A 22,286-nucleotide genomic window follows, 5' to 3' on the forward strand; every position below is an offset into this window, starting at 1 on the left:
ATAAAGCGGCTCTTAAGTGTCTGTAGGCCATTCAGCACTGGTTTTTGCTTTCACCAAAAAACTTAGAATCATACTCAATAGATAAAAGGGGACTTAGAGTGAACAAGTCGGAACTGATTGATGCTATCGCTGCATCTGCTGATATCCCGAAAGCCGCTGCTGGCCGTGCGCTGGACGCAGTAATCGAATCCGTCACTGGCGCTCTCAAGGCCGGCGACTCTGTGGTACTGGTTGGTTTCGGTACTTTCTCTGTGACCGATCGTCCAGCTCGCACTGGTCGTAACCCACAGACTGGCAAGGCTCTGCAAATCGCCGCTGCCAAAAAACCAGGTTTCAAAGCCGGTAAAGCCCTGAAAGAAGCTGTTAACTAAGCTTCGCTCAAGCCTTACCCATCCGGGTCGGACGAAGGTCTGACCTGGCAGCGGAGCGGCAGCTGACCCAAGTATCCATCGGGTCGCCACGCCGGGGGTGTGGGTTCAAACCCCCGTCCGCTCCGCCAGTTACGAGAAGGCGCATCCTCGGATGCGCCTTTCTTCTATCCGGACTCTACCCACGCTCCACGGTTGCCTAATTTTGAAGTTCAACCGTTTCTGGGGGACGCATGCTGCAGAATATCAGGGACAATTCACAAGGCTGGATTGCCAAAACTATTATCGGGATCATCGTCGCATTGATGGCGTTCACCGGTATCGAGGCTATTTTTCAGGCTTCGACCAACAACAAGCAGGACGTGGCCAAGGTCAACGGTGAAGAAATCACCCAAAGTGAACTGGGCCAGGCCGTCGACATGCAACGTCGTCAGCTGATGCAACAGCTGGGCAAGGACTTCGATGCTTCCTTGCTGGACGAAAAGCTGCTGCGCGACGCCGCTCTTAAAAGCCTGATCGATCGCAAGCTGCTGCTGCAAGGCGCTGCCGATTCGAAATTCGCTTTCTCCGAAGCTGCGCTGGATCAAGTGATCCTGCAGACGCCGGAATTCCAGGTGGATGGCCAGTTCAACGCTGAGCGTTTCGACCAGGTGATCCGTCAGCTGGGTTACAGCCGTATGCAATTTCGTCAGATGCTGAGCCAGGAAATGCTGATCGGCCAGGTGCGTGCTGGTATTGCCGGTAGCGGTTTTGTGACTGATGCCGAAGTGCTCGCTTTCGCCCGTCTGGAAAAACAGACCCGCGACTTCGCCACCGTCAGCATCAAGGCCGACCCTGCGGCAGTGAAGATCACCGACGACGAGGTCAAGGCTTACTACGACCAGCACGCCAAAGAGTTCATGACCCCGGATCAGGTGGTCATCGACTATCTGGAGCTGAAGAAGGCTTCCTTCTTCGACCAGGTCGCGGTCAAGGACGATGAGCTGCAAGCCCTCTATCAGAAAGAAACCGCCAACCTCGCTGAACAGCGTCGCGCGGCGCACATCCTGATTGAAGTCAACGACAAGACCACTGACGAGCAGGCCAAGGCCAAGATCGAAGAGATCCAGGCACGCCTGGCCAAAGGCGAGAAATTCGAAGCCCTGGCCAAAGAGTTCTCCCAGGATCCAGGTTCTGCGAACAACGGCGGTGACCTCGGTTTCGCCGGTCCTGGCGTCTACGACCCTGCCTTCGAAACAGCGCTGTACGCGTTGAACAAGGACCAGGTCTCGGCACCGGTGCGTTCGAGCTTCGGCTGGCACCTGATCAAGCTGTTGGGCGTTGAAGCACCAGAAGTGCCATCGTTCGCCAGCCTGAAAGACAAGCTGACCCGCGAGCTCAAGACCCAGCAGGTTGAACAGCGTTTCGTCGACGCGACCAAGCAACTGGAAGACGCTGCATTCGAAGCTTCCGACCTGGCCCAGCCGGCGTCGGACCTGAAGCTGACCGTGCACACCTCCGCGCCGTTTGGCCGTGAGGGTGGTGAAGGCATTGCTGCCAATCGTGCCGTGGTGACCGCTGCATTCAGCCCTGAAGTACTGGATGAAGGTGCCAACAGCACCGCCATCGAGCTGGATCCGGAAACCATCGTGGTGCTGCGTGCCAAAGAGCACCTGAAGCCTACCCAGCTGCCGCTGGAAAGCGTTGCCACGGCCATCCGTGCCCAGTTGACCAAGGAGCGCGCAAGCGCTGCGGCGAAGACTCACGCGGACGAGCTGATTGCCAACCTGCGTGATGGCAAGACACCGCTGAACCAGCCGGTGGATGGCCAGGCCTGGAAAGTCACCGAAGCGGCCACCCGTGGCCAGGAAGGCGTCGAGCCTGCCGTGCTGCAAGCCCTGTTCCGCATGCCAAAGCCTGCGGCCAAGGACAAGCCGACCTTCACCAGCGTGACCCTGCCAGACGGTAGCCTGGTGATCGTGCGCTTGAACGCGGTCAACGAAGCCGCTGCCCCGACCGATGACGAGAAGGCTCAGTACCGCCGCTTCCTCGCTTCGCGTATCGGTCAGCAAGACTTCGCTGCCTATCGCAAGCAGCTGGAAACCAAGGCTGAGATCAAGAAGTTCTGATCGCGTTACCGCCTGAATAAAAAGACCCCGGCCTGAAGAGACCGGGGTCTTTTTTTATCCACTCAAGCAGCTGACTCAACGAGCCGTTGATTCAACGCGCAAACTTGAACTTGCCCCAACTCAGGCCAATCACAGCCGCCAGGGTTGAAGCGCTCAGCACACTCAGCTTGGCAGCCGACAGCAGCGTCGGATCGGAGAAGGCCAGCGACGAGATGAAAATCGACATGGTGAAACCAATTCCCGCCAGCAGGCCCACCAGGGCGACGCCGTTCCAGGTCACGCCCTCCGGCAGTTTGCAGATATTCAACTTGACCAGCACGAAACTCGCCAGCATCACTCCCAGCGGCTTGCCGAGCACCAATGCCAGGATGACCCCCATGAACACCCCGTGGGGCAGCGGGTCGTTCAGGTTGAACCCTTGCAGGCTCACCCCCGCGTTGGCCAGGGCAAACAGTGGCATGACGCCGAAGGCCACCCATGGGTGTAACCCGGCTTGAATCCGCTGCACCGGCGGCAACATTTCCCGTTGGGCCTGTCTCAATTGCTTCAATGGCTTGGCGACCTGATGGGCACTTTCTGACGGATGCGAAAGCCGGTCCATCAGTTCGTTAAATGTGCGCCCGATGGTGTCCAGAGGGCGTTCCCGAGTCGGTCTGGAAGTGACGGGCGTTATCAGGCCAAGCATGACGCCCGCGAGCGTCGGATGGACGCCGGTCTTAAGCAAGCCAAACCAGACAATCGCCCCTGGCAACAGGTACACAACGGCCTTGCCGATGCCCATCCGCTGGAAAATCAGCACCAGCGCCAACCCACAGGCCGCGATCACCAGGCCCATGTAGTCAAGGCTTGCGGTGTAGAAGATCGCGATGATCAGGATGGCGACGATGTCATCAATGATCGCCAGCGCCAGGAGCAAGATGCGCACGCCAGCCGGAATCGATTTACCCAGCAGCGCCAGCACGCCTACGGCAAACGCGATGTCGGTGGCGGTGGGCACGGCCCAGCCGCTGGCCGCTTCGGTGCCATGATTGAGCAGGGTGTAAATCAGGGCCGGCATCAGCACGCCACCCAGCGCAGCGCCCAAGGGCAGGGTAGCGAGTTTCAGGTTGGCGAGTGCGCCGTCCCTGATCTCCTGGCGAATCTCGGCGCCCACCACCAGGAAGAAGATGGTCATCAACCCGTCGTTCACCAGGAAGTGCAACGAGCGCGAGACCGTGAAGTCTCCCAGCCCGATGGTGAGTGGGGTGTTCCAGAAGTGTTCGTAGGAATCGGCGATCGGGCTGTTGGCCCAGATCAGCGCGACAATCGCCGCCAGCAGCAGCACGATGCCGCTGACGGCCTCGATGCGTGAAAACCGCTCCAATGCAGACAGGGCGCCTTCGACCAAAACCTGGGGGCGAGGAATAGCAGGGTGTTTATCAGGCACGACAAGTCTCCATTGGCGGCCCGACCAATGCTTATCCTTTAACCTGCGCTGTGCCGTATGCAGCAGCGCACCCAGGGCGATCATAAGAGTTAAGAAACATCACGTCACGTTTCGTTTAAACATCGGTTAAACGCAACGTTGCCATCAGGGCCAGCACGACCAACGCGGCGACCGCCCACGGAAACGACGTCACTCCCCAACCTTGCAGCAACATGCCGCCGAGCAGCCCGCCGCCGGCGATGCCCAGGTTCCATACCGTCACCAGCATCGACTGTGCGGCATCGGCTGAATCTCCGGCTGACTTGGCCAGCGCCGTTTGCAGCAATGCCGGGAGGCCGCCAAACGCCAGCCCCCATAACGTCACGGTGGTGTAGATCACGGCCGGCGAGGTAATCCAGAACGCCAGCGCCAATGCTGAGAGTGCGAACATCCCGCAACTGATCACCAACAAGGCCCGCAGCCGCTGATCAATCAGCGCGCCGACCACCCAAATGCCCAGCAGTGCTGCCAGGCCAAACACCAGCAGCACCTGATCGATGTCTGCGGCGATCCCGGCAGGTACCAGGAACGGCGCGATATAGGTGTAGAGAATGTTATGGGCCAGCACGTAGGTGAAGGTCACAAACAGCACCGGACGAATCCCCGGCAGTGCCAGCACCTGGCGCAGTCCCAGGCGTTTTTCCGCTCGCTGCCCGGCAAAGTCCGGGACCTGCCAGCGCACCCAGGCCAGCAGCACAACCGTCAGGCCGGTCATGATTGCAAAGCTCAGGCGCCAGCCTACCGTGGTGCCCAGGAATGTCCCGGCTGGCACGCCGAGTGACAGGGCCAATGGCGCGCCGAGCATGGCCACGGCAATTGCCCTCCCTTGCAAGTGCGGCGCAACCATACGGCTGGCATAGCCGGCCAGCAGCGCCCAAAGCAATCCCGCGAACACCCCGGCGAAGAACCTCGCCACCAGGGTCAGCAGGTAATCGCTGGAAAACGCCGTCACACTGTTGACCAAGGCAAACCCGCCGATGGCAATCATCAGCAACGGCCGCCTGCGCCAGCCCCGGGTGGCGATGGTCAGGGGAATCGCCGCCAGCAGGGAACCAAGGGCGTAAAGGGTCACCAACTGGCCCACCAAGGCGTCGGACACCCCGAGGCCAGCGCCCATTTGCGGGAGCAGGCCCGCGGGCATGGCTTCGGTGAGGATGGTGATGAAGCCGGCGGTAGCCAATGCCAGCAGACCGCCCAGGGGCAAGCGTTCACGGCTGGCCGCAAGGGGCGGGGAAGGTAAGGCGTTGTCGCTCATGTTGGGTGGCTCCGGTGTTCAGGCGTAAGGGCAGGGAGCCAGAGTAGGGTGCTGCACGCTGGAGAAAAACAGGCTAAGGTTCCGAACTTATCGGACGCCAACGTCCGCAATCCTTGGGAGCGAGACGATGGACAGCCTCGGCAGTATTTCAGTGTTTGTGCAGGTGGCGGAGACCCGCAGCTTTACCGAGGCTGGGCGCCTGCTGGGGGTGTCGTCCTCGGCGATTGGCAAAAGCATCGCGCGCATTGAAGAGCGCCTGGGTGTTCGGCTGTTCCATCGCAGCACCCGCAGCATCACGTTGACCAGCGAGGGCGCGCTGTTTCTCGAACGCTCCCGACGGATCCTGGCAGAGGTCGAGGCTGCAGAACAGGAACTGAGCCAGGCATCCGCCACACCCAGAGGCAAGCTGCGTGTGAGCCTGCCCCAAGTGCGCGGCCTGTTGATGCCGGTGCTGACGGATTTCATGCGGGCCTATCCAGAGATTGAGCTGGATGTGGACTTCTCCGACCGCATGGTGGACGTGATCGAGGAAGGGTTCGACGCGGTGATCCGCACCGGCAAACCCGAGGATTCGCGCTTGATGGCACGCCACCTCGGGTATTACCGGCTGGTGCTGGTGGCCTCCCCGGAATACCTGCGCTTGCATGGCACGCCGCGTCAGCCTCGGGACTTGAACGACCACGCCTGCCTGCGCCACAAATTCTGCGCCACCGGCAAGCTGGAAGCCTGGCCACTGCGCCCGGAACCGGGCGTGCCGGAGCCGGTCCTGCGTGCGCCGCTGGTCTCCACCACCATCGAATCGTTGATGCATGTGGCCCATGCAGGCCTGGGGATTGCCTGCCTGCCGGACTTCATGGTCCGCGAATCGGTGGAGCAGGGCCGGTTGCAGCGGGTGCTGGACTATTACCTGGACCACAGCGGCAGTTTCTGGATGCTCTGGCCATCAAGTCGCCATGCCTCGGCGAAATTGCGCGTGTTTATCGACCATATGGGCGAGCGGCTTTTTCCTGCAGACACCGTCCCGTAAGGCTGTGACGTTTTACCGACAGGAATTCGCGCGCCAAGGCCACGTTCTGTTGCACAATACCGCCCTGACTGTTTTCCTCAGGATTTTCGATGTCGACATCATTTCACTTGCGTAGCCTCGGGTTGGCGCTGGTGCTGGCGGGCGCTGCGGGCTGCTCGTCACCCAAGACCGCTATTTATGAACATGAGAATTTCGACGACTCCGGTACGTTTTCCCGTGATTACCCGGTCAGTGACACCGCGGCCTGTGAAGCGGCGCGGCGTGCGCTGTTGAGCCAGGGTTACATCATTACCAGCAGCGATCCAAAGCTGGTGGCGGGTAACAAGAGCTTCCAGCAGACCGGCGAAACTCACCTGCAGATCAGCTTCAACGTGGTCTGTGCCGACGATGGCAGTGGCAATCATCACTCGACGATGTTCGCCAACGCCTTGCAGGACCGCTACGCGCTGAAGAAGGTCAATAACTCCGCCAGCCTGGGTGTGGGGGTATTGGGTTCGGTGTCGATGCCGATTGGCTCCACCGATGATTCGATGGTCAAGGTGGCCAGCGAGACGGTGTCTGCGCCAAAGTTCTATGAGCGTTATTTCGCGCTGGTGGATGTTTTCCTGCCCCAGGAAGTGAAAAAGGCTGCGCATATTCCAGAGAAGCCCAAGGCTGACCTGGGCATTCCGGAACCAAAGGCAGCTCCGGCGGCCGATAAGGTTGAGGCGCCTAAAGAATCCTCGAAAGAAGTACCGAAAGACGCACCAGCCGCACCGGTAGCCCCGGTGACGCCGGCGGTTGTGCCTGCGGCATCGGAGCCGGTTGTGCCGCCGGCAGAACCTGCGCCGATTGCTCCCAAGGAAACCCCGGCACCAGCCCCAGAGGCAACCACCCCGACGCTGCCGGCGCCGACCGAAGCGATTCCGCCCCTGCCGACGCCTGCGCAGTAACTACACCGCTACGGGGTTGGCCTTGTCGACGTTGATCCCGTAGCGGCTGATCGCCTCCGCCACCTTGGCGCGGCTGATCAGGCCGTCATCCGCCAGCGCCTTCAAGGCCGCCAGTGCAATGAAGTAACGGTCCACCTCAAAGAACTCGCGCAAGGCTTCGCGGGTATCCGATTGCCCGAAGCCATCAGTGCCCAGCGCCACAAAGCGTCGACCCGGCACGAACGGGCGGATCTGATCAGCAAATATCTTCATGTAGTCGGTGGCGACCACCACGGGCCCGGCCTGGCCCTCAAGGCACTGCTCGACATAGCTGGCACGCGGTTCGCTTTCCGGGTGCAGCAGGTTCCAGCGTTCCACGGCATGGCCTTCCCGGCGCAGCTCGGTGAGGCTGGTGACGCTCCACACGTCGCTGGCCACGGCGAAGTCATCCCGCAGCAAATCAGCAGCGGCGATGACTTCCCGCAGGATCGAACCGCTGCCCATCAGCTGTACCCGTGGTTGCACGGTGTCTTCAGCCGCCTTCAACCGATACATGCCCTTGAGAATCCCATCCTCGACACCTTCGGGCATCGCCGGGTGCGGGTAGTTTTCGTTGAGCAGGGTAATGTAGTAGTAGATGTCCTCTTGCTCGACATACATCCGGCGCATGCCCTCGCGAATGATCACTGCCAGCTCGAAGGCAAAGGTCGGGTCGTAGGAAACGCAGCACGGGATCACCGATGACAGCACATGGCCGTGGCCATCGTCATGCTGCAGGCCTTCGCCCATCAGTGTGGTGCGTCCGGCGGTCGCCCCCAGCAGGAAGCCCCGCGCCCGCGCATCGCCCGCGGCCCAGGCAAGGTCGCCCACTCGCTGGAAGCCGAACATCGAATAGAAGATATAGAACGGCACGGTCATCAACCCGTGGTTGGCGTAAGACGTACTCGCGGCGATCCACGAGGAAATGGCGCCGGATTCATTCAGGCCTTCCTGCATGATCTGTCCGTCCTTGCTCTCCTTGTAGTAGGACAGCTGGCCGGCATCCTGTGGGGTGTAGAGCTGGCCGACAGCGGAGTGAATGCCGATCTGGCGGAACAGGCTTTCCATGCCGAAGGTGCGGGACTCGTCCGGCACGATGGGCACGATCAACTTGCCCAGGTTCGGGTCCTTGAGCAGCGTGCCGAGGATGCGCACAAAGGCCATGGTGGTGGAAATCGCGCGCTCGCCAGTGTCCTTGAGTTGGGTGGCGAAGGCCTCCAGTTCGGGGATCTTCAACGACTCGACCGCGCTGTGGCGAGCCGGTACGTAACCCCCCAGCGACTGGCGGCGAGCGGCGAAATAGCGCGCTTCTTCACTGTCGGCGGCCGGTTTGAGATACGGGATTTCGGCCAGTTGATCGTCGGCCACTTCCAGCCCGAAGCGATCACGGAAGGCTTTGACGGCATCAGCGCCCATCTTTTTCAACTGGTGGTTGATGTTCTGGCCTTCGCCGGCCTCGCCCATGCCGAAGCCCTTGACGGTTTTCGCCAGGATCACCGTCGGCTGGCCGCTGTGGCGCACTGCGGCGGCATAGGCGTTGTAGACTTTGTCCGGGTCATGGCCGCCCCGTGAGAGTTTCCAGATATCGTCGTCGGACATGTCCGCCACCAGCGCCAGCAACTCGGGGTATTTGCCGAAGAAGTGTTCCCGCACGTAGGCGCCGTTTTGCGATTTGTAGTTCTGATAGTCGCCGTCCACGCATTCCATCATGCGCTGGCGCAGCAAGCCGCTTTTGTCCTTTTCCAGCAGCGCATCCCAGCCGCCACCCCAGATCACCTTGATCACGTTCCAGCCGGCGGCGCGGTACAGGCTTTCGAATTCCTGGATCACCTTCGCGTTGCCGCGCACCGGACCATCGAGGCGTTGCAGGTTGCAGTTGACCACGAAGATCAGGTTGTCGAGTTTCTCGCGCCCGGCCAGGGAAATGGCCGCCAGGGATTCCGGCTGATCCATCTCGCCATCACCGAGGAACGCCCACACCTTGCGGCCCTGGTGCTGCTTGAGGTCGCGGAACTCCAGGTAGCGCATGAAGCGCGCCTGGTAGGCGGCGGTGATCGGTCCGAGACCCATGGACACCGTAGGAAATTGCCAGAAGTCCGGCATCAGCCGTGGGTGCGGATAGGACGATAAGCCGTCGCCGCCGGCTTCCCGACGGAAATTGTCCAGTTGCGCTTCGCTGATTCGGCCTTCGAGGTACGCCCGCCCGTAAATGCCCGGTGCCGAGTGGCCCTGGATATACACCAGGTCGCCATCGAAGCTGTCAGTTCGGCCACGGAAGAAGTGGTCGAAGCCTACGTCATACAGCACGGCAGCCGACGCGTAGGTCGCGATATGCCCACCCACGCCGGAATGTTTGCCGGCGCGCAGCACCATGGCCATGGCGTTCCAGCGGATAAACGCGTTCAGGCGGCGCTCGGTGGCCAGGTTGCCGGGGTAGGGCAACTGACGGTCCACCGGGATCGTGTTGACGTAAGGCGTGGTCACCCGCCCGTAGAAGTCGCCATGCCGCGCCACATCGAAATCCAGCAACTGATCAATCAGGTAATGCGCACGCGGGCGGCCTTCGGTGGTCAGCACCGATTCGATGGACTCCAGCCATTCGCGGGTTTCCTGTGGATCGTCGTCGAGGCGTACTGCAGTGTTCGGGGTCATGTCAGGCTCCAGGGTGGACGGGTTTCAGCGTGTGGGCTCCTTGTGGGAGCTTTGCGAATGTAGTTGCAATTGCAACTACATGGCTGAATCTAGCGTGGGATGAGCTACTATTGCAACCTTCTTGAAATTCCCCGGATTGGTGTTGCATGTCGTCGAAAGAGCCTGATGTCTGGTTTCGTTTTGTTCGGGCCCACAGGACGGTCATCCGTGAAATCGAACGGCGCCTGGCCGATGCCGGTCTGCCGCCGTATGCCTGGTACGACGCTTTGTGGGGCCTGGAAAGTGGCCCCGATGGCACTCGGCGCATGCACGAATTGGCCGATGTACTGGCCATCGAGCGCTACAACTTGACGCGCCTCGTGGACCGTCTGGAAAAGGACGGCCTGGTGGTGCGTTCGCGCTCCGACGGTGACGGGCGTGCTGCCTTTGTCTCAATCACCGACGCGGGCCGGGTGTTGCGCAAAAAGATGTGGAAAATCTACGAAAGCAGCGTGGATGAGTTGTTTCTGTCGCAGCTCGACAGCGATCAACGCCGGGGCTTTGCCGAGGCGCTGGAACGCACGGCGGGGCTGGCGATGGAGGCGGGTGTGCAGACCCGTGGGCGGCGTAAGACCTGAAGCAAATATCAGATAGCACCGAGATCCAGGGTGGGAGCTGGCTTGCCTGCGATAGCGGACGGTCTGCCAAAGTATCGGCGCCTGGCACCCCGCTATCGCAGGCAAGCCAGCTCCCACATTTGATCGCATTCCATTCATCTAAGGTGATATCGATGCAGGGCGGCTTCTACCTGTTCTACTTCGATACGGCCGTCATCCGCCAGCGCCTTCAATGCCAGCACCGCTACCCAATATCGACTGGGTGGTGACGTTTCCACCGAGCCCGCGCCCAAGGCTACAAACCGCGCATCCACATACCCCGCCAACTGATCAACGATCGGCTGCGGATACCCGGTAACCGCGACCACCGGCGCGCCATCCCCAGCCAGGCAATCCCTTAAATGACAACTGCGCTTCGGTGCCAACGTATGCAGGCGGTTCCAGCGTTGCGCCGCATCCGCCTCACGGGCCAGCCGTGTGTAGCTGGGGCAGCTCCACAGTTGTGCCGCGACGTTCCAATCCGTTTCGAGCAACTGCGCGGCGTGCACGACTTCTTCAAACGCTCGACCCGCGCCCAGCAACCGCACCTTCAATTCACTCGTGTATGAGCGCCGGACCCGGTACATGCCCCTGAGTGCATGGTCACGATCCTGCGGGCTCAGCCCTGGCCCGTCGTATTGATCGTGCAATGCCAGGTAATAAAACCCCGGCTCTCCGTCGACATACAGCGCCTGCAAAGCCGCCAGCACTACCGCCCGCGCTTCCTCGCCGGAGGCCGGGTCATAAGGTGTGCAGTGGGGATTACTGGCCAACCACAAGGGCAGTGATGGGGAGGGCCGGGTTTCATTGTCGTTGCACAAGATGCCTCGCTGGCGGGTCTCGCTGGACAATGCGCGCAACTGCGCCGATGACGCGGCCGTGTGCAGGTACAACATGGGCTTTTCCCCGGTGTTGCGCGCAAACCACGTGGGCCAGCTCATCACCCGGCGCGAGCGCGACTGGCCGCGAATCACCCACGCCTGCCGGCTGGACTCCAAGGTGTTGGCCATGGTCATCACGCTATACAGGGGCGAGCAGCGGGGCTGCTGCATTGCATTCAGGGCGTCGATACAGATCAGGGCAGAGCGTTCGGTGCTGGCAGTCATGAGCAGGGTCGCTTGGCAACGGGTGCCCATACCCTAATGGAATTCCGCTTTTGATTGCAATTGCAATGATTGCAGTTGCATCTAAAATTCATCCGGCTAAATCAACGCAACACTGCTACGTTTAATCTTGAAGTGCAGGAACGTCATGCCACGGACATTTTTTCGTCATGGCGGCACTTTAGGCTGGTTGTGCAGGTCATTAAGCAACCCCTTTTCATAAAACAAGGAGTCAACCATGGACGATTACCAGGAAGAACTGTTGGAGTACCAGGCCTTTGAACTGGATCCGCTGGATCCGGCCGATGATGCCACCGAGCTGTAAGACAGACGTCAGGCGGAATGCCGCTGACTGCGGCGAAATTCCCCTGGGGTCTGGCTGTTCCAGCGCTTGAAGGCGCGTTGAAAGGCTTCTGCTGAAGCAAAGCCGAGCAAATAGGCAATTTCACCGAACGCCAGTTCGGTATCGCGAATGTAGGTCATGGCCAGGTCGCGGCGAGTGTCATTGAGAATCGCCCGGAACTGAGTCCCTTCTTCCGCCAGCTTGCGCCGCAAGGTCCAGGTCGGCAGTTTCAAGCGTGACGCCACTTCTTCCAGGTCGGGTTCCCGGCCACCATTGAGCATCGGCCCGAGCAACCGGGTAATGCGCTCGCGCAGGCTGCGGGTGCGCGTCAACTGCTCCAGTTCTCGTTCACACAATTGCACCAGTAATTGCCAGGTACTCGGGCAATGTTCCGGGTTGCGCATGGCCAGGGTTTGCTGGCTCAGGCGCAGTTGATTGTGCTCGGCGCCAAACTGGATCGGGCAGTCCCCCAGCACGCTGTAGCGCTCGCTGTAGTCCGGTGCTTCGAATTCGATTTCGATGCGCTGCGCCTGCACCGGTTGCAGGCTCAGGCTCGACAACTGATGCAGCCACCCGGCGATGATCGAGTCCACCACAAAGCGGTTATAGGCGTTGTACGGGCTGATGGAATAGAAGCGTAGCCAGGCCCCATCCGTATCCTCGTGAAAGCTCGACTGGCCACGATAGTTGGAGCCGTACAAGGCTTCGAAGCGTGTCAGGGTGCGGGCGGCTTCGCGCACGGTAGGGGCCTGGGCGGCGGTGACACCGGCGAGGCCAGCCTGGCTCAAGCGGCTGAGCTGGCCCATGCGCAGCCCCAGACTGGCGTCGCCGGTCAGCTGGATGGCGGCGTGGCCCAGGCGCATATAGCGCGGGATCGACAAGCGCGCGCCGGCCTCGGCCAGGCGGGCCGGGTCAAGGCCGTATTGCAGCAGCAACGGTTGCGGGTCCAGGCCATGGCTGTGGATCGCATCGGCCAAGGTGTGGACGAAGCCCACCGACAAATCCCCAAGCCGCACCGGTTTCATCGTGTTACAGCCACACGTTCAGCAGGCGCGCGCCACGGGCATTGCCGTCGGCGAACACCTGGCCGTTGCTGCTGAGGAAGCTTTGCCCGGCGCTGCCCATGTCAAAGAACTGCCCGCGCAGGAACACGCTCATGCCGGCAGTCGCCTGGCTGATGGGTTGTTGGCTGATCAGAGTCAGGCGGTGCCAGGCTTCGCCTTCGCTGAGTTCTTCGGGCTTGAGGCTGATTTCCGGCGGCGTCGACACGCTTTTGAAGCCGCGCCACGGCTTGTCCCAGGTCTCGCGGCCAATCACGAAGGCCGGGACGGCCACCAACTGGGCGCCTTGCTCGTTGAGCTTGCGGTAATTGTCCGGGTACCAGCTGTCGCTGCCGATCAGGATGCCCAGGCGCCCGGCCGGGGTGTCGACCACGCTGACGGTGTTTTCGTCGCCGGGTTCGATAAAACCGCGCTCATCGAAAATCGGATACAGCTGGCGTTGCGGCTGGCCCACCGCCAAGCCATCACGGTCGAATACCACGCTGGTGTTGTACAGCGCGCCATGGCCGATCTGCAGCTGGCCCTGGCTGACGCTCGGGTTGGGCAGGGCAATGGAGCCGGCTACCAGGGTCACGCCGAATTCCTTGGCCAGACCGCCGAACAGCACCTGATAGTCGCGGGCCATGGCCGGAGCCTTCATGCGCAGGTAGGCGTCGTCAATACGGTCATCACCCTTGGCGCTGATCAACGCCCGCAGGAACAGCAGCGGGTTGCTCGCCGACAGCCAGTTCATCGCGTCCTTGAGGTTGGTGGCCTGATACAGCTCGTTCTTTTCGCCGCTGACCATCAGCCAGGTGCCGATATGTTCCGGCAGCACCACGATGGTCTTGTCGTTGATCAAGCCCTGGTCGCGGGCCTTTTGCAGATAGGCCGCCAGCTTCAGGTGCAGGCGTTCCAGGCTCTGGTAGTCGGCGGGGAAGAGTTCCGGCTGGATGCCCAGCAGGTTACCGCGGTCGGCGGGCACGCCTTGGTCGACGGCCAGGTTGATCCGCAGGTCGGACAGGTAATGGCCCACGGGGCGCTCCTGGGTCCAGACCAGATAGGCGGAAACGGCGGCGACCAGGGCCATGATGAGGGTGAATCCAAGAAGTTTACGCATGGGAAAAAGACAACGGACCGGGTGCAGGGTTCGGTACCTAGGGTAGGGCTCATGTACACGGTTGCCAAGGGGCGCTGCGCATTTGGATCAATAACTTGTCAGTTACAGTCATTGAGCGGCAACCGGCAGCCTCTTAGGCTGTGGGACATAAACCGATGGAGTGCCATTCGAGCGCTCCACGTCCCGTGATGATCCGTTGTGGAGCTGTACCATGACCGCTGCTGCCTACCCGCACCTGCTGGCCCCGTTGGACCTGGGTTTTACCACCCTGCGTAACCGCACCCTGATGGGCTCGATGCACACCGGCCTTGAAGAGAAACCCGGCGGCTTCGAGCGCATGGCGGCCTATTTTGCCGAGCGCGCCCGTGGCGGCGTGGGCCTGATGGTCACCGGCGGCATTGGCCCGAACGATGAAGGCGGGGTGTATGGCGGTGCAGCCAAGCTGACCACCGACGAAGAGGCGCAAAAGCACAAGATCGTCACGAAAGCGGTGCACGAGGCCGGCGGCAAGATCTGCATGCAGATCCTCCACGCCGGGCGTTATGCCTATAGCCCGAAACAGGTCGCGCCAAGCGCAATCCAGGCGCCCATCAACCCGTTCAAGCCCAAAGAGCTGGACGAAGAAGGCATCGAAAAGCAGATCAGCGATTTCGTCACCTGCTCGCTGCTGGCCCAGGTCGCCGAGTACGACGGCGTGGAGATCATGGGCTCCGAAGGCTACTTCATTAACCAGTTCCTCGCCGCTCACACCAACCATCGCACCGACCGCTGGGGTGGCAGCTATGAAAATCGCATGCGCCTGCCGGTGGAAATCGTGCGCCGGGTGCGCGAAGCCGTAGGCCCGAATTTCATTATCATCTTCCGCCTGTCGATGCTCGACCTGGTGGAAGGCGGCAGCACCTGGGAAGAAATCGTGCAGTTGGCCAAGGCCATCGAGCAGGCCGGTGCAACGATCATCAACACCGGCATCGGCTGGCACGAAGCGCGGATCCCGACCATCGCTACCAAAGTGCCACGCGGTGCGTTCAGCAAGGTCACCGCCAAGTTGCGCGGTTCGGTGCAGATTCCGTTGATCACCACCAACCGGATCAACACCCCGGAAGTCGCTGAGCAGATCCTGGCCGAAGGCGACGCCGACATGGTCTCAATGGCCCGCCCATTCCTCGCCGACCCGGACTTCGTCAACAAGGCCGCCGAAGGCCGCGCCGATGAGATCAACACCTGCATCGGCTGCAACCAGGCGTGCCTGGACCACACCTTCGGCGGCAAGCTGACCACCTGCCTGGTCAACCCGCGTGCGTGCTACGAGACCGAGCTCAACTACCTGCCGGTCAAGCAGATCAAGAAAATCGCCGTGGTCGGTGCCGGGCCTGCGGGCCTGGCGGCCGCCACCGTCGCTGCCGAGCGCGGGCATCAGGTGACGCTGTTTGATTCGGCCAGCGAGATCGGTGGCCAGTTCAACATCGCCAAGCGCGTGCCGGGTAAGGAAGAGTTCTTTGAAACCCTGCGCTACTTCAAGCGCAAGTTGCAGACCACCCACGTCGAGCTGTGCCTGAACACTCGGGTCGACGTTGAGCAGCTTGTTGCGGGCGGTTACGACGAGATCATCCTCGCCACCGGCATCGCGCCGCGCACACCGGCCATCCCGGGCGTGGAAAACGCCAAGGTATTGAGCTACCTGGACGTGATCCTGGAGCGCAAGCCTGTGGGCCGTCGCGTGGCGGTGATCGGTGCCGGCGGTATCGGCTTTGACGTGTCGGAATTCCTCGTGCACCAGGGCGTGTCCACCAGCCTGGACCGCGAGGCATTCTGGAAAGAGTGGGGCATCGATACCCAGCTTGAAGCCCGCGGCGGTGTGGCCGGGATCAAGCCCGAGCGCCATGCGCCGGCGCGTGAAGTGTTCCTGCTGCAGCGCAAGACTTCCAAGGTCGGCGACGGCCTGGGCAAGACCACCGGCTGGATTCATCGCACCGGTCTGAAGAACAAACAGGTGCAGATGCTCAACAGCGTCGAGTACCTGAAGATCGACGATGAGGGCCTGCATATCCGCATTGGCGCCGAGGGTGAGCCGCAGGTGCTGGCGGTGGACAATATCGTCATCTGTGCCGGCCAGGACCCGCTGCGGGAATTGCAGGATGGCCTGGTCGCAGCCGGGCAGAACGTGCACTTGATCGGCGGTGCGGATGTGGCGGCCGAGCTGGATGCCAAGCGCGCCATCAACCAGGGTTCGCGCCTGGCGGCCGAGCTGTAAACACGCCAAAGGGGCGGTGGTAGACTACCGCCCCTTTTCTTGTGCAGAACCGCCCTTATGGGTCCTTTCGACTGGCTTCCCCACGCGCCCCTTGAACCCCTGAAGCTGGACTGGATGGGGCCGGTGGAAGTCGCCGTGCTGCGCCTGGATCGCATCGACCCGCTGATCAGCGGCAATAAGTGGTTCAAGCTCACCGAACACCTGGCGCAAGGCCGGGCGGCGGGCGCCAGTGGGATCATCAGCCTGGGCGGGGCTTACTCCAATCATTTGCATGCACTGGCGGCGGCCGGGAAACGCTTCGGCTTTCCTACGGTTGGCTTGCTGCGTGGCCATCCTCAAGACACGCCCACGGTGCTCGACCTCAACGCCTTCGGCATGCAACTGCATTGGTTGGGGTATGGCGGCTATCGCGCGCGCAATGAGCCGGACTTCTGGCTACCGTGGCGCGAGCAGTATCCGCACCTGCACCCGGTGCCTGAGGGCGGTGGTGGCTTGGCCGGTGCGTTGGGCTGCGGGGTGTTGGTCAGTCAGGCGCAGGCGCAGTTAGGCGGCCTGGGCTGGGCGGACTATCACGGTTGGTGGCTGGCTGCGGGGACCGGCACCACGCTAGCGGGATTGGTGCTGGCCGAGGCGGGCGCGCATCCGGTATATGGCGCGCTGGCGGTGCCCGACGACCACGGCGTGGCGCAGCAGGTACGGGCGCTTGTGCAAGAGGGTTATGAATTGCTGGAGGCCAGCCGGGGCGGCTTTGCCAAGGTTGATCCGGAGTTGCTGGCCTTTATCGACGCCACCGAGCAAGCCTGTGGCCTGCCCCTGGAGCCGCTGTACACCGGCAAGGCGTTATTGGCGTTGAAGCAGCAGATTGAAGCCGGGAGATTTTCCCCCGGCACCCGTCTGATCTTTGTCCACACCGGTGGCCTGCAAGGCCGCCGAGGATTCCCTGTAGGAGCTGTCGAGCTTTAGCGAGGCTGCGATGCAGGCGCTGCGGTCTGGCAGGTACTGCGCGGTGATCCCATCGCAGCCTCGCTGGGGCTCGACAGCTCCCACGGTTACTGAAGGTTCCCTCTCTTGCCGGGCATCATCCGTAATGCAGTATTGTCCCGCAGCACATAGTGATGGCCCAACCCCGCCAACGCATGCAGGCCGATCAGCCAGTAACCGACCTTGCCGAACAGCACATGCCAGCTTTCAATCTCTTTGGCCAACGCCTTGTTTTCGGCAATCAACGGCGGCAGCTCGATGCCGTAGAACATCACTGAATGCCCCTCCGCGCTGACGATCAGCCAGCCGGCGATGGGCATGCCGATCATCAAGGCATACAGCGCCATGTGCATCAGGGTGGCCAGGAAGGATTGCCATTGCGGCGGGGCCGGCACGATCTTCGGCGCCACGCCCAGGCTGCGGGCGAACAACCGTAGCCACACCAGTACAAATACGGTCAGGCCGAACATGAAGTGCATTTCCACAATCAACGTACGGCCGCCGCTGCCTTTGGGAAACTGCCCGCGTAATTCAATGCAGGCGTAAACCACCGCCAGCAGCACCACCATCAGCCAGTGCAACGCAATCGACATGGTGCTGTAACGCGTATCGGAATTCTTCCAGGGCATCGCTTTCTTCCTCACTCATCAGGGCAAACCTCCGTTCTTTCGCGACGGAGTCCTTTCAATGTAAGCCTGTTTTAGAAGGTTTGCCCGTGAGAGAAGGGTGTATAGGCGATCTTTTGATCTCGATCAGTAGCCCTGTGGCATTTCACCCCGTGCCAGGCGCTGGTTGATGTCGGCGATCACCGCAGGCAGGTCGGTGATGGTGTCGATCATGTAGTGCGGGCGCGAGCCTTCGAACATGGCCTCGATGCGCGTGCGTTCGCTGGCGAGTGTGTCGGCGTCCAGGGCGCGGAACTGCTCGTAGGTCAGGCCCAGGGCGTTGCCTGAGCAGGTCAGCGCCACGGTCCACATTCCGGCGCGACGGCCTTCGAGAATGCCCGGCACGGTGTCGTCGATCTTCACGCAGGCCGCGACATCATCAATTCCGAGGGCGATCACGTTGGCCAGGGCCTGGGCTGGCCATGGGCGGCCGTTGGGTACTTCGTCGGTGGCGACCACGTGGTCGGCGACGTAGCCGTTGGTGGCGGCCAGTTCGACGACTTTGTCCATCACCTGCTTGGGGTAGCCGGAGCACGAGCCGATCTTGATCCCTTGCGTGCGCAGGTTGGCGATGGTGTCCAGGGCGCCGGGGATCAACGCCGAGTGCTCGGCGATTTTCTCGATCTGCAGCGGCATGAAGCGCTGGTAGATGGCGGTCACGTCATCGTCAGTCGGTGTGCGGCCAAAGGCCTTGCGATAGCGCTCGGCCACTTGCGGCTGGTCACACAGGGTGCGGATGTGGTCCCACTTGCCCATGCCCATCGGGCCGCGGGCTTCTTCGATGGAGACCTGCACGTCGAATTCAGCGAAGGCTTCGACAAAAATCTGCGTGGGGGCGAACGAGCCGAAATCGACCACAGTGCCGGCCCAGTCGAGGATCGCGGCTTGAAGCTGGGTTGGGTTTGCGTAGTTCATGGTTCAGATCCTGTTTAAAAGCGGATTTATGTAAGAGCGAGCTTGCTCGCGAAGGTCGTTAACGATGGCGTTGGCATCCTGAATGAACGCGGTGCCCTCGGGTTTTTCGCGAGCAAGCTCGCTCCTACAGGGGGAATTCAGTTTTATATGTCGAGCACGTTCATTTCTTGCAGCACCTCGGCCACCGCCGCGACGGCGGCTTGCATCTCGGCCTGGTTTACATGGCCGATGCAGCCCACGCGGAAGGTTTCCACCTGGGTCAATTTGCCGGGATACAGGATGAAGCCCTTGGCCTTGACCCGTTCGTAGAACTCCTTGAACTGGTAGCGCGGGTCTTTCGGCGCATGGAAGGTGACGATGATCGGTGCCTGGATCGCGGCAGGCAGGAAGCTGCGCAGGCCCAGTTCGGCCATGCCATCCAGCAGCGCCTGGCAGTTGTCGGCGTAGCGCTGGTGCCGGGCGGGCAGGCCGCCTTCTTCGTTGTATTGCAGCAGCGCTTCGTGCAGTGCGGCGACCACGTGGGTCGGCGGAGTGAAGCGCCACTGGCCGGTCTTGGCCATGTAGCTGTGCTGGTCGAACAGGTCCATCGCCAGGGAATGGCTGTTGCCTTGGGCCGCGGCCAGCGCCTGCTTTTCAGCGAACACAAAACCCATCCCCGGTACGCCTTCCAGGCACTTGCCGGAGGCGGCGATCAGCGCGTCGAATGGCACCTCGCGGGCGTCGATCGGCAGCGCGCCGAAGGAACTCATGGCGTCGATGATCAGGCGCTTGCCGTGGCGGGCGATGACCTGGGCGATCTCGGGCAGCGGGTTGAGAATCCCGGTGCTGGTTTCGCAATGGATCAGTGCGACGTGGGTGATGCCCTTGTCGGCGTGCAACAGGCGGTCGACGTCGGCGGCGGTGGTGGGTTCGTCTTCGGCGGTTTCAAAGGTACTGAACTCGCGGCCGAGCACTTCGCAAATCTTCGCCAGGCGTTTGCCGTAGGCGCCGTTGATCAGCACCAGCACCTTGCCGTCCCGTGGGACCAGAGTGCCGATGGCCGCTTCCACGGCGAAGGTGCCGCTGCCTTGCAACGGCACACAATGGTGGCTGTCGGTGCCGTTGACGATCACCAGCAGCTGCTCGCAGAGGCTGGCGGTCAGTTGATTGAAGCGGTCATCCCATGAACCCCAGTCGACCATCATGGCCTGGCGGGTACGGGCCGAGGTGGTCAAGGGCCCGGGGGTCAGCAGGATCGGCGCGGCAGTGCTCATTCGTGTGTCCTCGCAAAACAATGGGATGAACTTACGGCGCCTAAATTGCAGTTTGGCTTGTCATCAATCAAATTGTTTGTTGTTATGCGAGCTATCAGTGAGGCCGATAGCTATGAACCTGTTTCAACTGCGTGCGTTTGATGCCGTCGCCCGTGAGGGCAGTTTTACCCGGGCGGCCGAGCGGCTGTTCATCAGCCAGCCGGCGGTGACCGGGCATATCAAGGCGCTCGAGGAGCACTACCAGATTGCCTTGCTGCGGCGTACCGCGCGACGGGTGGAGTTGACCGAGGAGGGCACCAAGCTCGCGGCGATCACCCGGGCGATCTTCGGCCTGGTGGAGGAGGCGCAGACCTTGCTGGAGGCCAACCGGCAATTGCTTACCGGGCGCCTGGAAGTGGCGGCGGACGGGCCGCACATGGTCATGCCGATGTTGGCCAGCCTGCGGCAGCGGTACCCGGGGATTACTGTCAATTTGCGCCTGGGCAACGCTCAGGAAACCCTCGCGGCGTTGCTGTCGGAGCGCGCCGATGTGGCGGTGTTGACGGAGGTGGAGCCGCGCAAGGGCCTGCACTTGCAGCCGTTGATCGAGTCACGGATTTGCGCGTTGGTGCCTGCCGGGCATCCGTGGTTGGCGGAGCCTGCGGGGATTCGGCTGGAACAGTTGGATCAGGTGATCATGGTGTTGCGTGAACCCAGCTCGATTACGCGGCGGACCTTCGACGATGCCTGCGCCCAGGCCGGTGTGCAGCCCAAGGTGTTGCTCGAGTTGGACAGCCGTGAGGCGGTGACGGAAGCAGTGGCGGCTGAATTGGGGGTTGGTGTGGTGTCGTCGATGGAAGTCAGCCGGGACCCGCGGGTGCATGCGATTCCGATCCAGGGTGAGGGGCTAGTGAATCGGCATGTGATCGGGTGCATGGAGCGGCGGCGGGAGTTGCGGTTGATTCAGGCGTTTTTCGAGTTGGCGCCTTAGAGGGTGTTGGCTCAAGGCCTAGTTGGCCCCTTCGCGAGCAAGCCCGCTCCCACATTCGACCACATTCCATCGGTAGAACTCGGTCAACTGTGGGAGCGGGCTTGCTCGCGAAGGGGTCCTCAAATTCACCGCAAACTTTCCCGCACAATCTCCAGAAAAGTCGCCACCACCCGCCGCGAACTCTGCTCTTTCAAGCACACCAGGGTTTCCTTCATCCGCTGCGTACAGTCACGGATCGGCATCGCATACACCCGCGAATCGGCCCCAAACTCCGCAGCCGACACCACCCCCACACCAATCCCCACCACCACCGCCTCCCGCGCGGCTTCGCGGCCTTCCACCTGGATCGCCGGGCGAATTCGCAGCCCGGCCTGGTGCATTTCCTGCTCCAGGGTCTGGCGGGTCACCGAGCCGATTTCCCGCAACACCAGCGGCGTATCGTCCAGGTCCGCCAGGCAGATCGACTCACGGCCCGCCCACGGGTGGTTGCGGGCGACAAACGCGAGCAATTGATCATCCGGCAATGGCAATGACAGCAGCCGCTCGTCGTCCACATCGCGCCCCAGCAGCGCCAGGTCGGCCTGGTAGTTGTAGAGGCGAAACAGCGATTCATCGGTGTTGCCGGTTTCGATCTTCACGCTGATGCCCGGGTACAGCTGGCAAAAGCGCGCGATCTGCGGCAGCACATGCACGGGCGCATCGACCGCGAGTGTCAGGGTGCCGGTTTGTAATGCCCGGGAATCCTGTAACAGCTCTTCGGCTTCCGCCGCGACCGCAAACAAGCGCTGGGTGATGCTCAACAGGCGCTCGCCAAGGTCGGTCAACCGTACTGAGCGTTTGTTGCGATGAAACAGCAGCACGCCGAAGCGTTCTTCGAGCTTGCGCACCTGGTCGGAAATGGCCGGCTGGCTGAGGAACAAGCGTTCGGCGGCGTGGGTAAAGCTGCCGTGGACGGCCACCGCATGGAAGGCTTTGAGTTGGGCGTGGGACACCGACATCGCGAATCCTCTTACAAGCTCAGCTTATATTTGAAATACGATAAATCGATTTTACCTATTAGTCAGCCATTGCTTTGATAGCCCCCAGTCGCCGTAAGTCGAGTCCTACACCTTCGGCGGCCATGGGTCTTCTGCGTGCTTACCAGCGGGACTCATCTGACCAATACCGCGCCTTTCCAAGCGCCGG

General features: G+C 61.6%; 18 protein-coding genes. 8 read left to right on the forward strand and 10 right to left on the reverse strand.

Going from position 1 to position 22,286, the window contains the following annotated elements; translation table 11 throughout:
- Nucleotides 1-98 precede the first annotated feature (98 nt).
- Nucleotides 99-371, forward strand: a complete 273-nt coding sequence (locus JFU58_RS17560) for an HU family DNA-binding protein (RefSeq protein ID WP_003174819.1) — start codon at nucleotides 99-101, stop codon at nucleotides 369-371.
- Between the two features lie 230 nt (nucleotides 372-601).
- Entirely contained in the window at nucleotides 602-2,476 is a 1,875-nt protein-coding gene (locus tag JFU58_RS17565) for a SurA N-terminal domain-containing protein (protein ID WP_177026942.1), read from the forward strand.
- A 91-nt stretch (nucleotides 2,477-2,567) separates the two neighbouring features.
- Here the strand turns inward: JFU58_RS17565 and nhaA are convergent, their stop codons facing one another.
- Both nhaA and JFU58_RS17575 read right to left on the reverse strand, forming a co-directional pair.
- Nucleotides 2,568-3,902, reverse strand: a complete 1,335-nt coding sequence (gene nhaA, locus JFU58_RS17570; RefSeq protein ID WP_201141386.1) for a Na+/H+ antiporter NhaA — start codon at nucleotides 3,900-3,902, stop codon at nucleotides 2,568-2,570.
- A 115-nt stretch (nucleotides 3,903-4,017) separates the two neighbouring features.
- Nucleotides 4,018-5,196, reverse strand: coding sequence for an MFS transporter (locus JFU58_RS17575; protein WP_177071505.1), 1,179 nt, complete (start codon nucleotides 5,194-5,196; stop codon nucleotides 4,018-4,020).
- Between the two features lie 127 nt (nucleotides 5,197-5,323).
- Here JFU58_RS17575 and JFU58_RS17580 point away from each other — a divergent pair, with 127 nt between their 5' ends.
- Nucleotides 5,324-6,223 carry a LysR family transcriptional regulator gene (locus tag JFU58_RS17580; protein ID WP_201141388.1) on the forward strand — a complete coding sequence of 300 codons (900 nt, stop codon included), beginning with the start codon at nucleotides 5,324-5,326 and terminating at the stop codon, nucleotides 6,221-6,223.
- Nucleotides 6,224-6,312: 89 nt separating this feature from the next.
- Nucleotides 6,313-7,155 carry a DUF2242 domain-containing protein gene (locus JFU58_RS17585; RefSeq protein ID WP_201141390.1) on the forward strand — a complete coding sequence of 281 codons (843 nt, stop codon included), beginning with the start codon at nucleotides 6,313-6,315 and terminating at the stop codon, nucleotides 7,153-7,155.
- On the opposite strand, the gene aceE is transcribed toward JFU58_RS17585, so the two are convergent.
- Nucleotides 7,156-9,825, reverse strand: a complete 2,670-nt coding sequence (gene aceE, locus JFU58_RS17590; RefSeq protein WP_201141392.1) for a pyruvate dehydrogenase (acetyl-transferring), homodimeric type — start codon at nucleotides 9,823-9,825, stop codon at nucleotides 7,156-7,158.
- Nucleotides 9,826-9,971: 146 nt separating this feature from the next.
- On the opposite strand from aceE, the gene JFU58_RS17595 reads away from it, so the two are divergent.
- Complete coding sequence (locus JFU58_RS17595) at nucleotides 9,972-10,442, forward strand: MarR family winged helix-turn-helix transcriptional regulator (RefSeq protein WP_093207994.1); 471 nt, start codon at nucleotides 9,972-9,974, stop codon at nucleotides 10,440-10,442.
- Between the two features lie 134 nt (nucleotides 10,443-10,576).
- On the opposite strand, the gene JFU58_RS17600 is transcribed toward JFU58_RS17595, so the two are convergent.
- The 3 genes from JFU58_RS17600 to JFU58_RS17610 all read right to left on the reverse strand — a co-directional run bounded on the left by JFU58_RS17600 (nucleotide 10,577) and on the right by JFU58_RS17610 (nucleotide 14,066).
- Nucleotides 10,577-11,596, reverse strand: a complete 1,020-nt coding sequence (locus tag JFU58_RS17600; RefSeq protein WP_201141394.1) for a transketolase-like TK C-terminal-containing protein — start codon at nucleotides 11,594-11,596, stop codon at nucleotides 10,577-10,579.
- 300 nt (nucleotides 11,597-11,896) lie between these two features.
- The gene (locus JFU58_RS17605) at nucleotides 11,897-12,931 is read right to left on the reverse strand and encodes an AraC family transcriptional regulator (RefSeq protein WP_017476944.1); all 1,035 of its coding nucleotides are present in this window, start codon (nucleotides 12,929-12,931) and stop codon (nucleotides 11,897-11,899) included.
- 4 nt (nucleotides 12,932-12,935) lie between these two features.
- Nucleotides 12,936-14,066: a carbon-nitrogen hydrolase family protein gene (locus JFU58_RS17610; protein ID WP_063028619.1), complete on the reverse strand. Its 1,131-nt coding sequence runs from the start codon at nucleotides 14,064-14,066 to the stop codon at nucleotides 12,936-12,938.
- Nucleotides 14,067-14,277: 211 nt separating this feature from the next.
- Here JFU58_RS17610 and JFU58_RS17615 point away from each other — a divergent pair, with 211 nt between their 5' ends.
- Both JFU58_RS17615 and JFU58_RS17620 read left to right on the forward strand, forming a co-directional pair.
- Entirely contained in the window at nucleotides 14,278-16,317 is a 2,040-nt protein-coding gene (locus JFU58_RS17615) for an NADPH-dependent 2,4-dienoyl-CoA reductase (protein ID WP_201141396.1), read from the forward strand.
- 57 nt (nucleotides 16,318-16,374) lie between these two features.
- Nucleotides 16,375-17,280, forward strand: coding sequence for a 1-aminocyclopropane-1-carboxylate deaminase/D-cysteine desulfhydrase (locus tag JFU58_RS17620; protein WP_201141398.1), 906 nt, complete (start codon nucleotides 16,375-16,377; stop codon nucleotides 17,278-17,280).
- An 86-nt stretch (nucleotides 17,281-17,366) separates the two neighbouring features.
- Here the strand turns inward: JFU58_RS17620 and JFU58_RS17625 are convergent, their stop codons facing one another.
- The 3 genes from JFU58_RS17625 to JFU58_RS17635 form a co-directional block, all read right to left on the reverse strand.
- A complete protein-coding gene (locus tag JFU58_RS17625; RefSeq protein ID WP_017476948.1) occupies nucleotides 17,367-17,927 on the reverse strand; it encodes a cytochrome b in 561 nt (186 codons plus the stop codon).
- Nucleotides 17,928-18,050: 123 nt separating this feature from the next.
- The gene (gene phnX / locus JFU58_RS17630; RefSeq protein WP_177026934.1) at nucleotides 18,051-18,878 is read right to left on the reverse strand and encodes a phosphonoacetaldehyde hydrolase; all 828 of its coding nucleotides are present in this window, start codon (nucleotides 18,876-18,878) and stop codon (nucleotides 18,051-18,053) included.
- Nucleotides 18,879-19,021: 143 nt separating this feature from the next.
- A complete protein-coding gene (locus tag JFU58_RS17635) occupies nucleotides 19,022-20,131 on the reverse strand; it encodes a 2-aminoethylphosphonate--pyruvate transaminase (protein ID WP_201141400.1) in 1,110 nt (369 codons plus the stop codon).
- A 112-nt stretch (nucleotides 20,132-20,243) separates the two neighbouring features.
- On the opposite strand from JFU58_RS17635, the gene JFU58_RS17640 reads away from it, so the two are divergent.
- Nucleotides 20,244-21,101 carry a LysR substrate-binding domain-containing protein gene (locus JFU58_RS17640; RefSeq protein ID WP_093208012.1) on the forward strand — a complete coding sequence of 286 codons (858 nt, stop codon included), beginning with the start codon at nucleotides 20,244-20,246 and terminating at the stop codon, nucleotides 21,099-21,101.
- Nucleotides 21,102-21,226: 125 nt separating this feature from the next.
- On the opposite strand, the gene JFU58_RS17645 is transcribed toward JFU58_RS17640, so the two are convergent.
- Nucleotides 21,227-22,099: a LysR substrate-binding domain-containing protein gene (locus tag JFU58_RS17645; RefSeq protein WP_003212428.1), complete on the reverse strand. Its 873-nt coding sequence runs from the start codon at nucleotides 22,097-22,099 to the stop codon at nucleotides 21,227-21,229.
- Nucleotides 22,100-22,286: the final 187 nt, after the last annotated feature.

This window comes from Pseudomonas sp. TH34 (assembly GCF_016650865.1).
Taxonomy (GTDB): Bacteria; Pseudomonadota; Gammaproteobacteria; order Pseudomonadales; family Pseudomonadaceae; genus Aquipseudomonas; species Aquipseudomonas yamanorum.

What these genes read in the sequence shown, in the direction of transcription:
- JFU58_RS17565 (WP_177026942.1), top strand. Translation starts at nt 602, where the DNA reads ATGCTGCAGAATATCAGGGACAATTCACAAGGCTGGATTGCCAAAACT.
- JFU58_RS17580 (WP_201141388.1), top strand. Translation starts at nt 5,324, where the DNA reads ATGGACAGCCTCGGCAGTATTTCAGTGTTTGTGCAGGTGGCGGAGACC.
- JFU58_RS17610 (WP_063028619.1), bottom strand. Translation starts at nt 14,066, where the DNA reads ATGCGTAAACTTCTTGGATTCACCCTCATCATGGCCCTGGTCGCCGCC.
- JFU58_RS17575 (WP_177071505.1), bottom strand. Translation starts at nt 5,196, where the DNA reads ATGAGCGACAACGCCTTACCTTCCCCGCCCCTTGCGGCCAGCCGTGAA.
- JFU58_RS17585 (WP_201141390.1), top strand. Translation starts at nt 6,313, where the DNA reads ATGTCGACATCATTTCACTTGCGTAGCCTCGGGTTGGCGCTGGTGCTG.
- JFU58_RS17640 (WP_093208012.1), top strand. Translation starts at nt 20,244, where the DNA reads ATGAACCTGTTTCAACTGCGTGCGTTTGATGCCGTCGCCCGTGAGGGC.
- JFU58_RS17625 (WP_017476948.1), bottom strand. Translation starts at nt 17,927, where the DNA reads ATGCCCTGGAAGAATTCCGATACGCGTTACAGCACCATGTCGATTGCG.
- JFU58_RS17635 (WP_201141400.1), bottom strand. Translation starts at nt 20,131, where the DNA reads ATGAGCACTGCCGCGCCGATCCTGCTGACCCCCGGGCCCTTGACCACC.
- JFU58_RS17605 (WP_017476944.1), bottom strand. Translation starts at nt 12,931, where the DNA reads ATGAAACCGGTGCGGCTTGGGGATTTGTCGGTGGGCTTCGTCCACACC.
- JFU58_RS17595 (WP_093207994.1), top strand. Translation starts at nt 9,972, where the DNA reads ATGTCGTCGAAAGAGCCTGATGTCTGGTTTCGTTTTGTTCGGGCCCAC.
- JFU58_RS17615 (WP_201141396.1), top strand. Translation starts at nt 14,278, where the DNA reads ATGACCGCTGCTGCCTACCCGCACCTGCTGGCCCCGTTGGACCTGGGT.
- JFU58_RS17600 (WP_201141394.1), bottom strand. Translation starts at nt 11,596, where the DNA reads ATGGGCACCCGTTGCCAAGCGACCCTGCTCATGACTGCCAGCACCGAA.
- JFU58_RS17620 (WP_201141398.1), top strand. Translation starts at nt 16,375, where the DNA reads ATGGGTCCTTTCGACTGGCTTCCCCACGCGCCCCTTGAACCCCTGAAG.
- JFU58_RS17645 (WP_003212428.1), bottom strand. Translation starts at nt 22,099, where the DNA reads ATGTCGGTGTCCCACGCCCAACTCAAAGCCTTCCATGCGGTGGCCGTC.
- phnX (WP_177026934.1), bottom strand. Translation starts at nt 18,878, where the DNA reads ATGAACTACGCAAACCCAACCCAGCTTCAAGCCGCGATCCTCGACTGG.
- aceE (WP_201141392.1), bottom strand. Translation starts at nt 9,825, where the DNA reads ATGACCCCGAACACTGCAGTACGCCTCGACGACGATCCACAGGAAACC.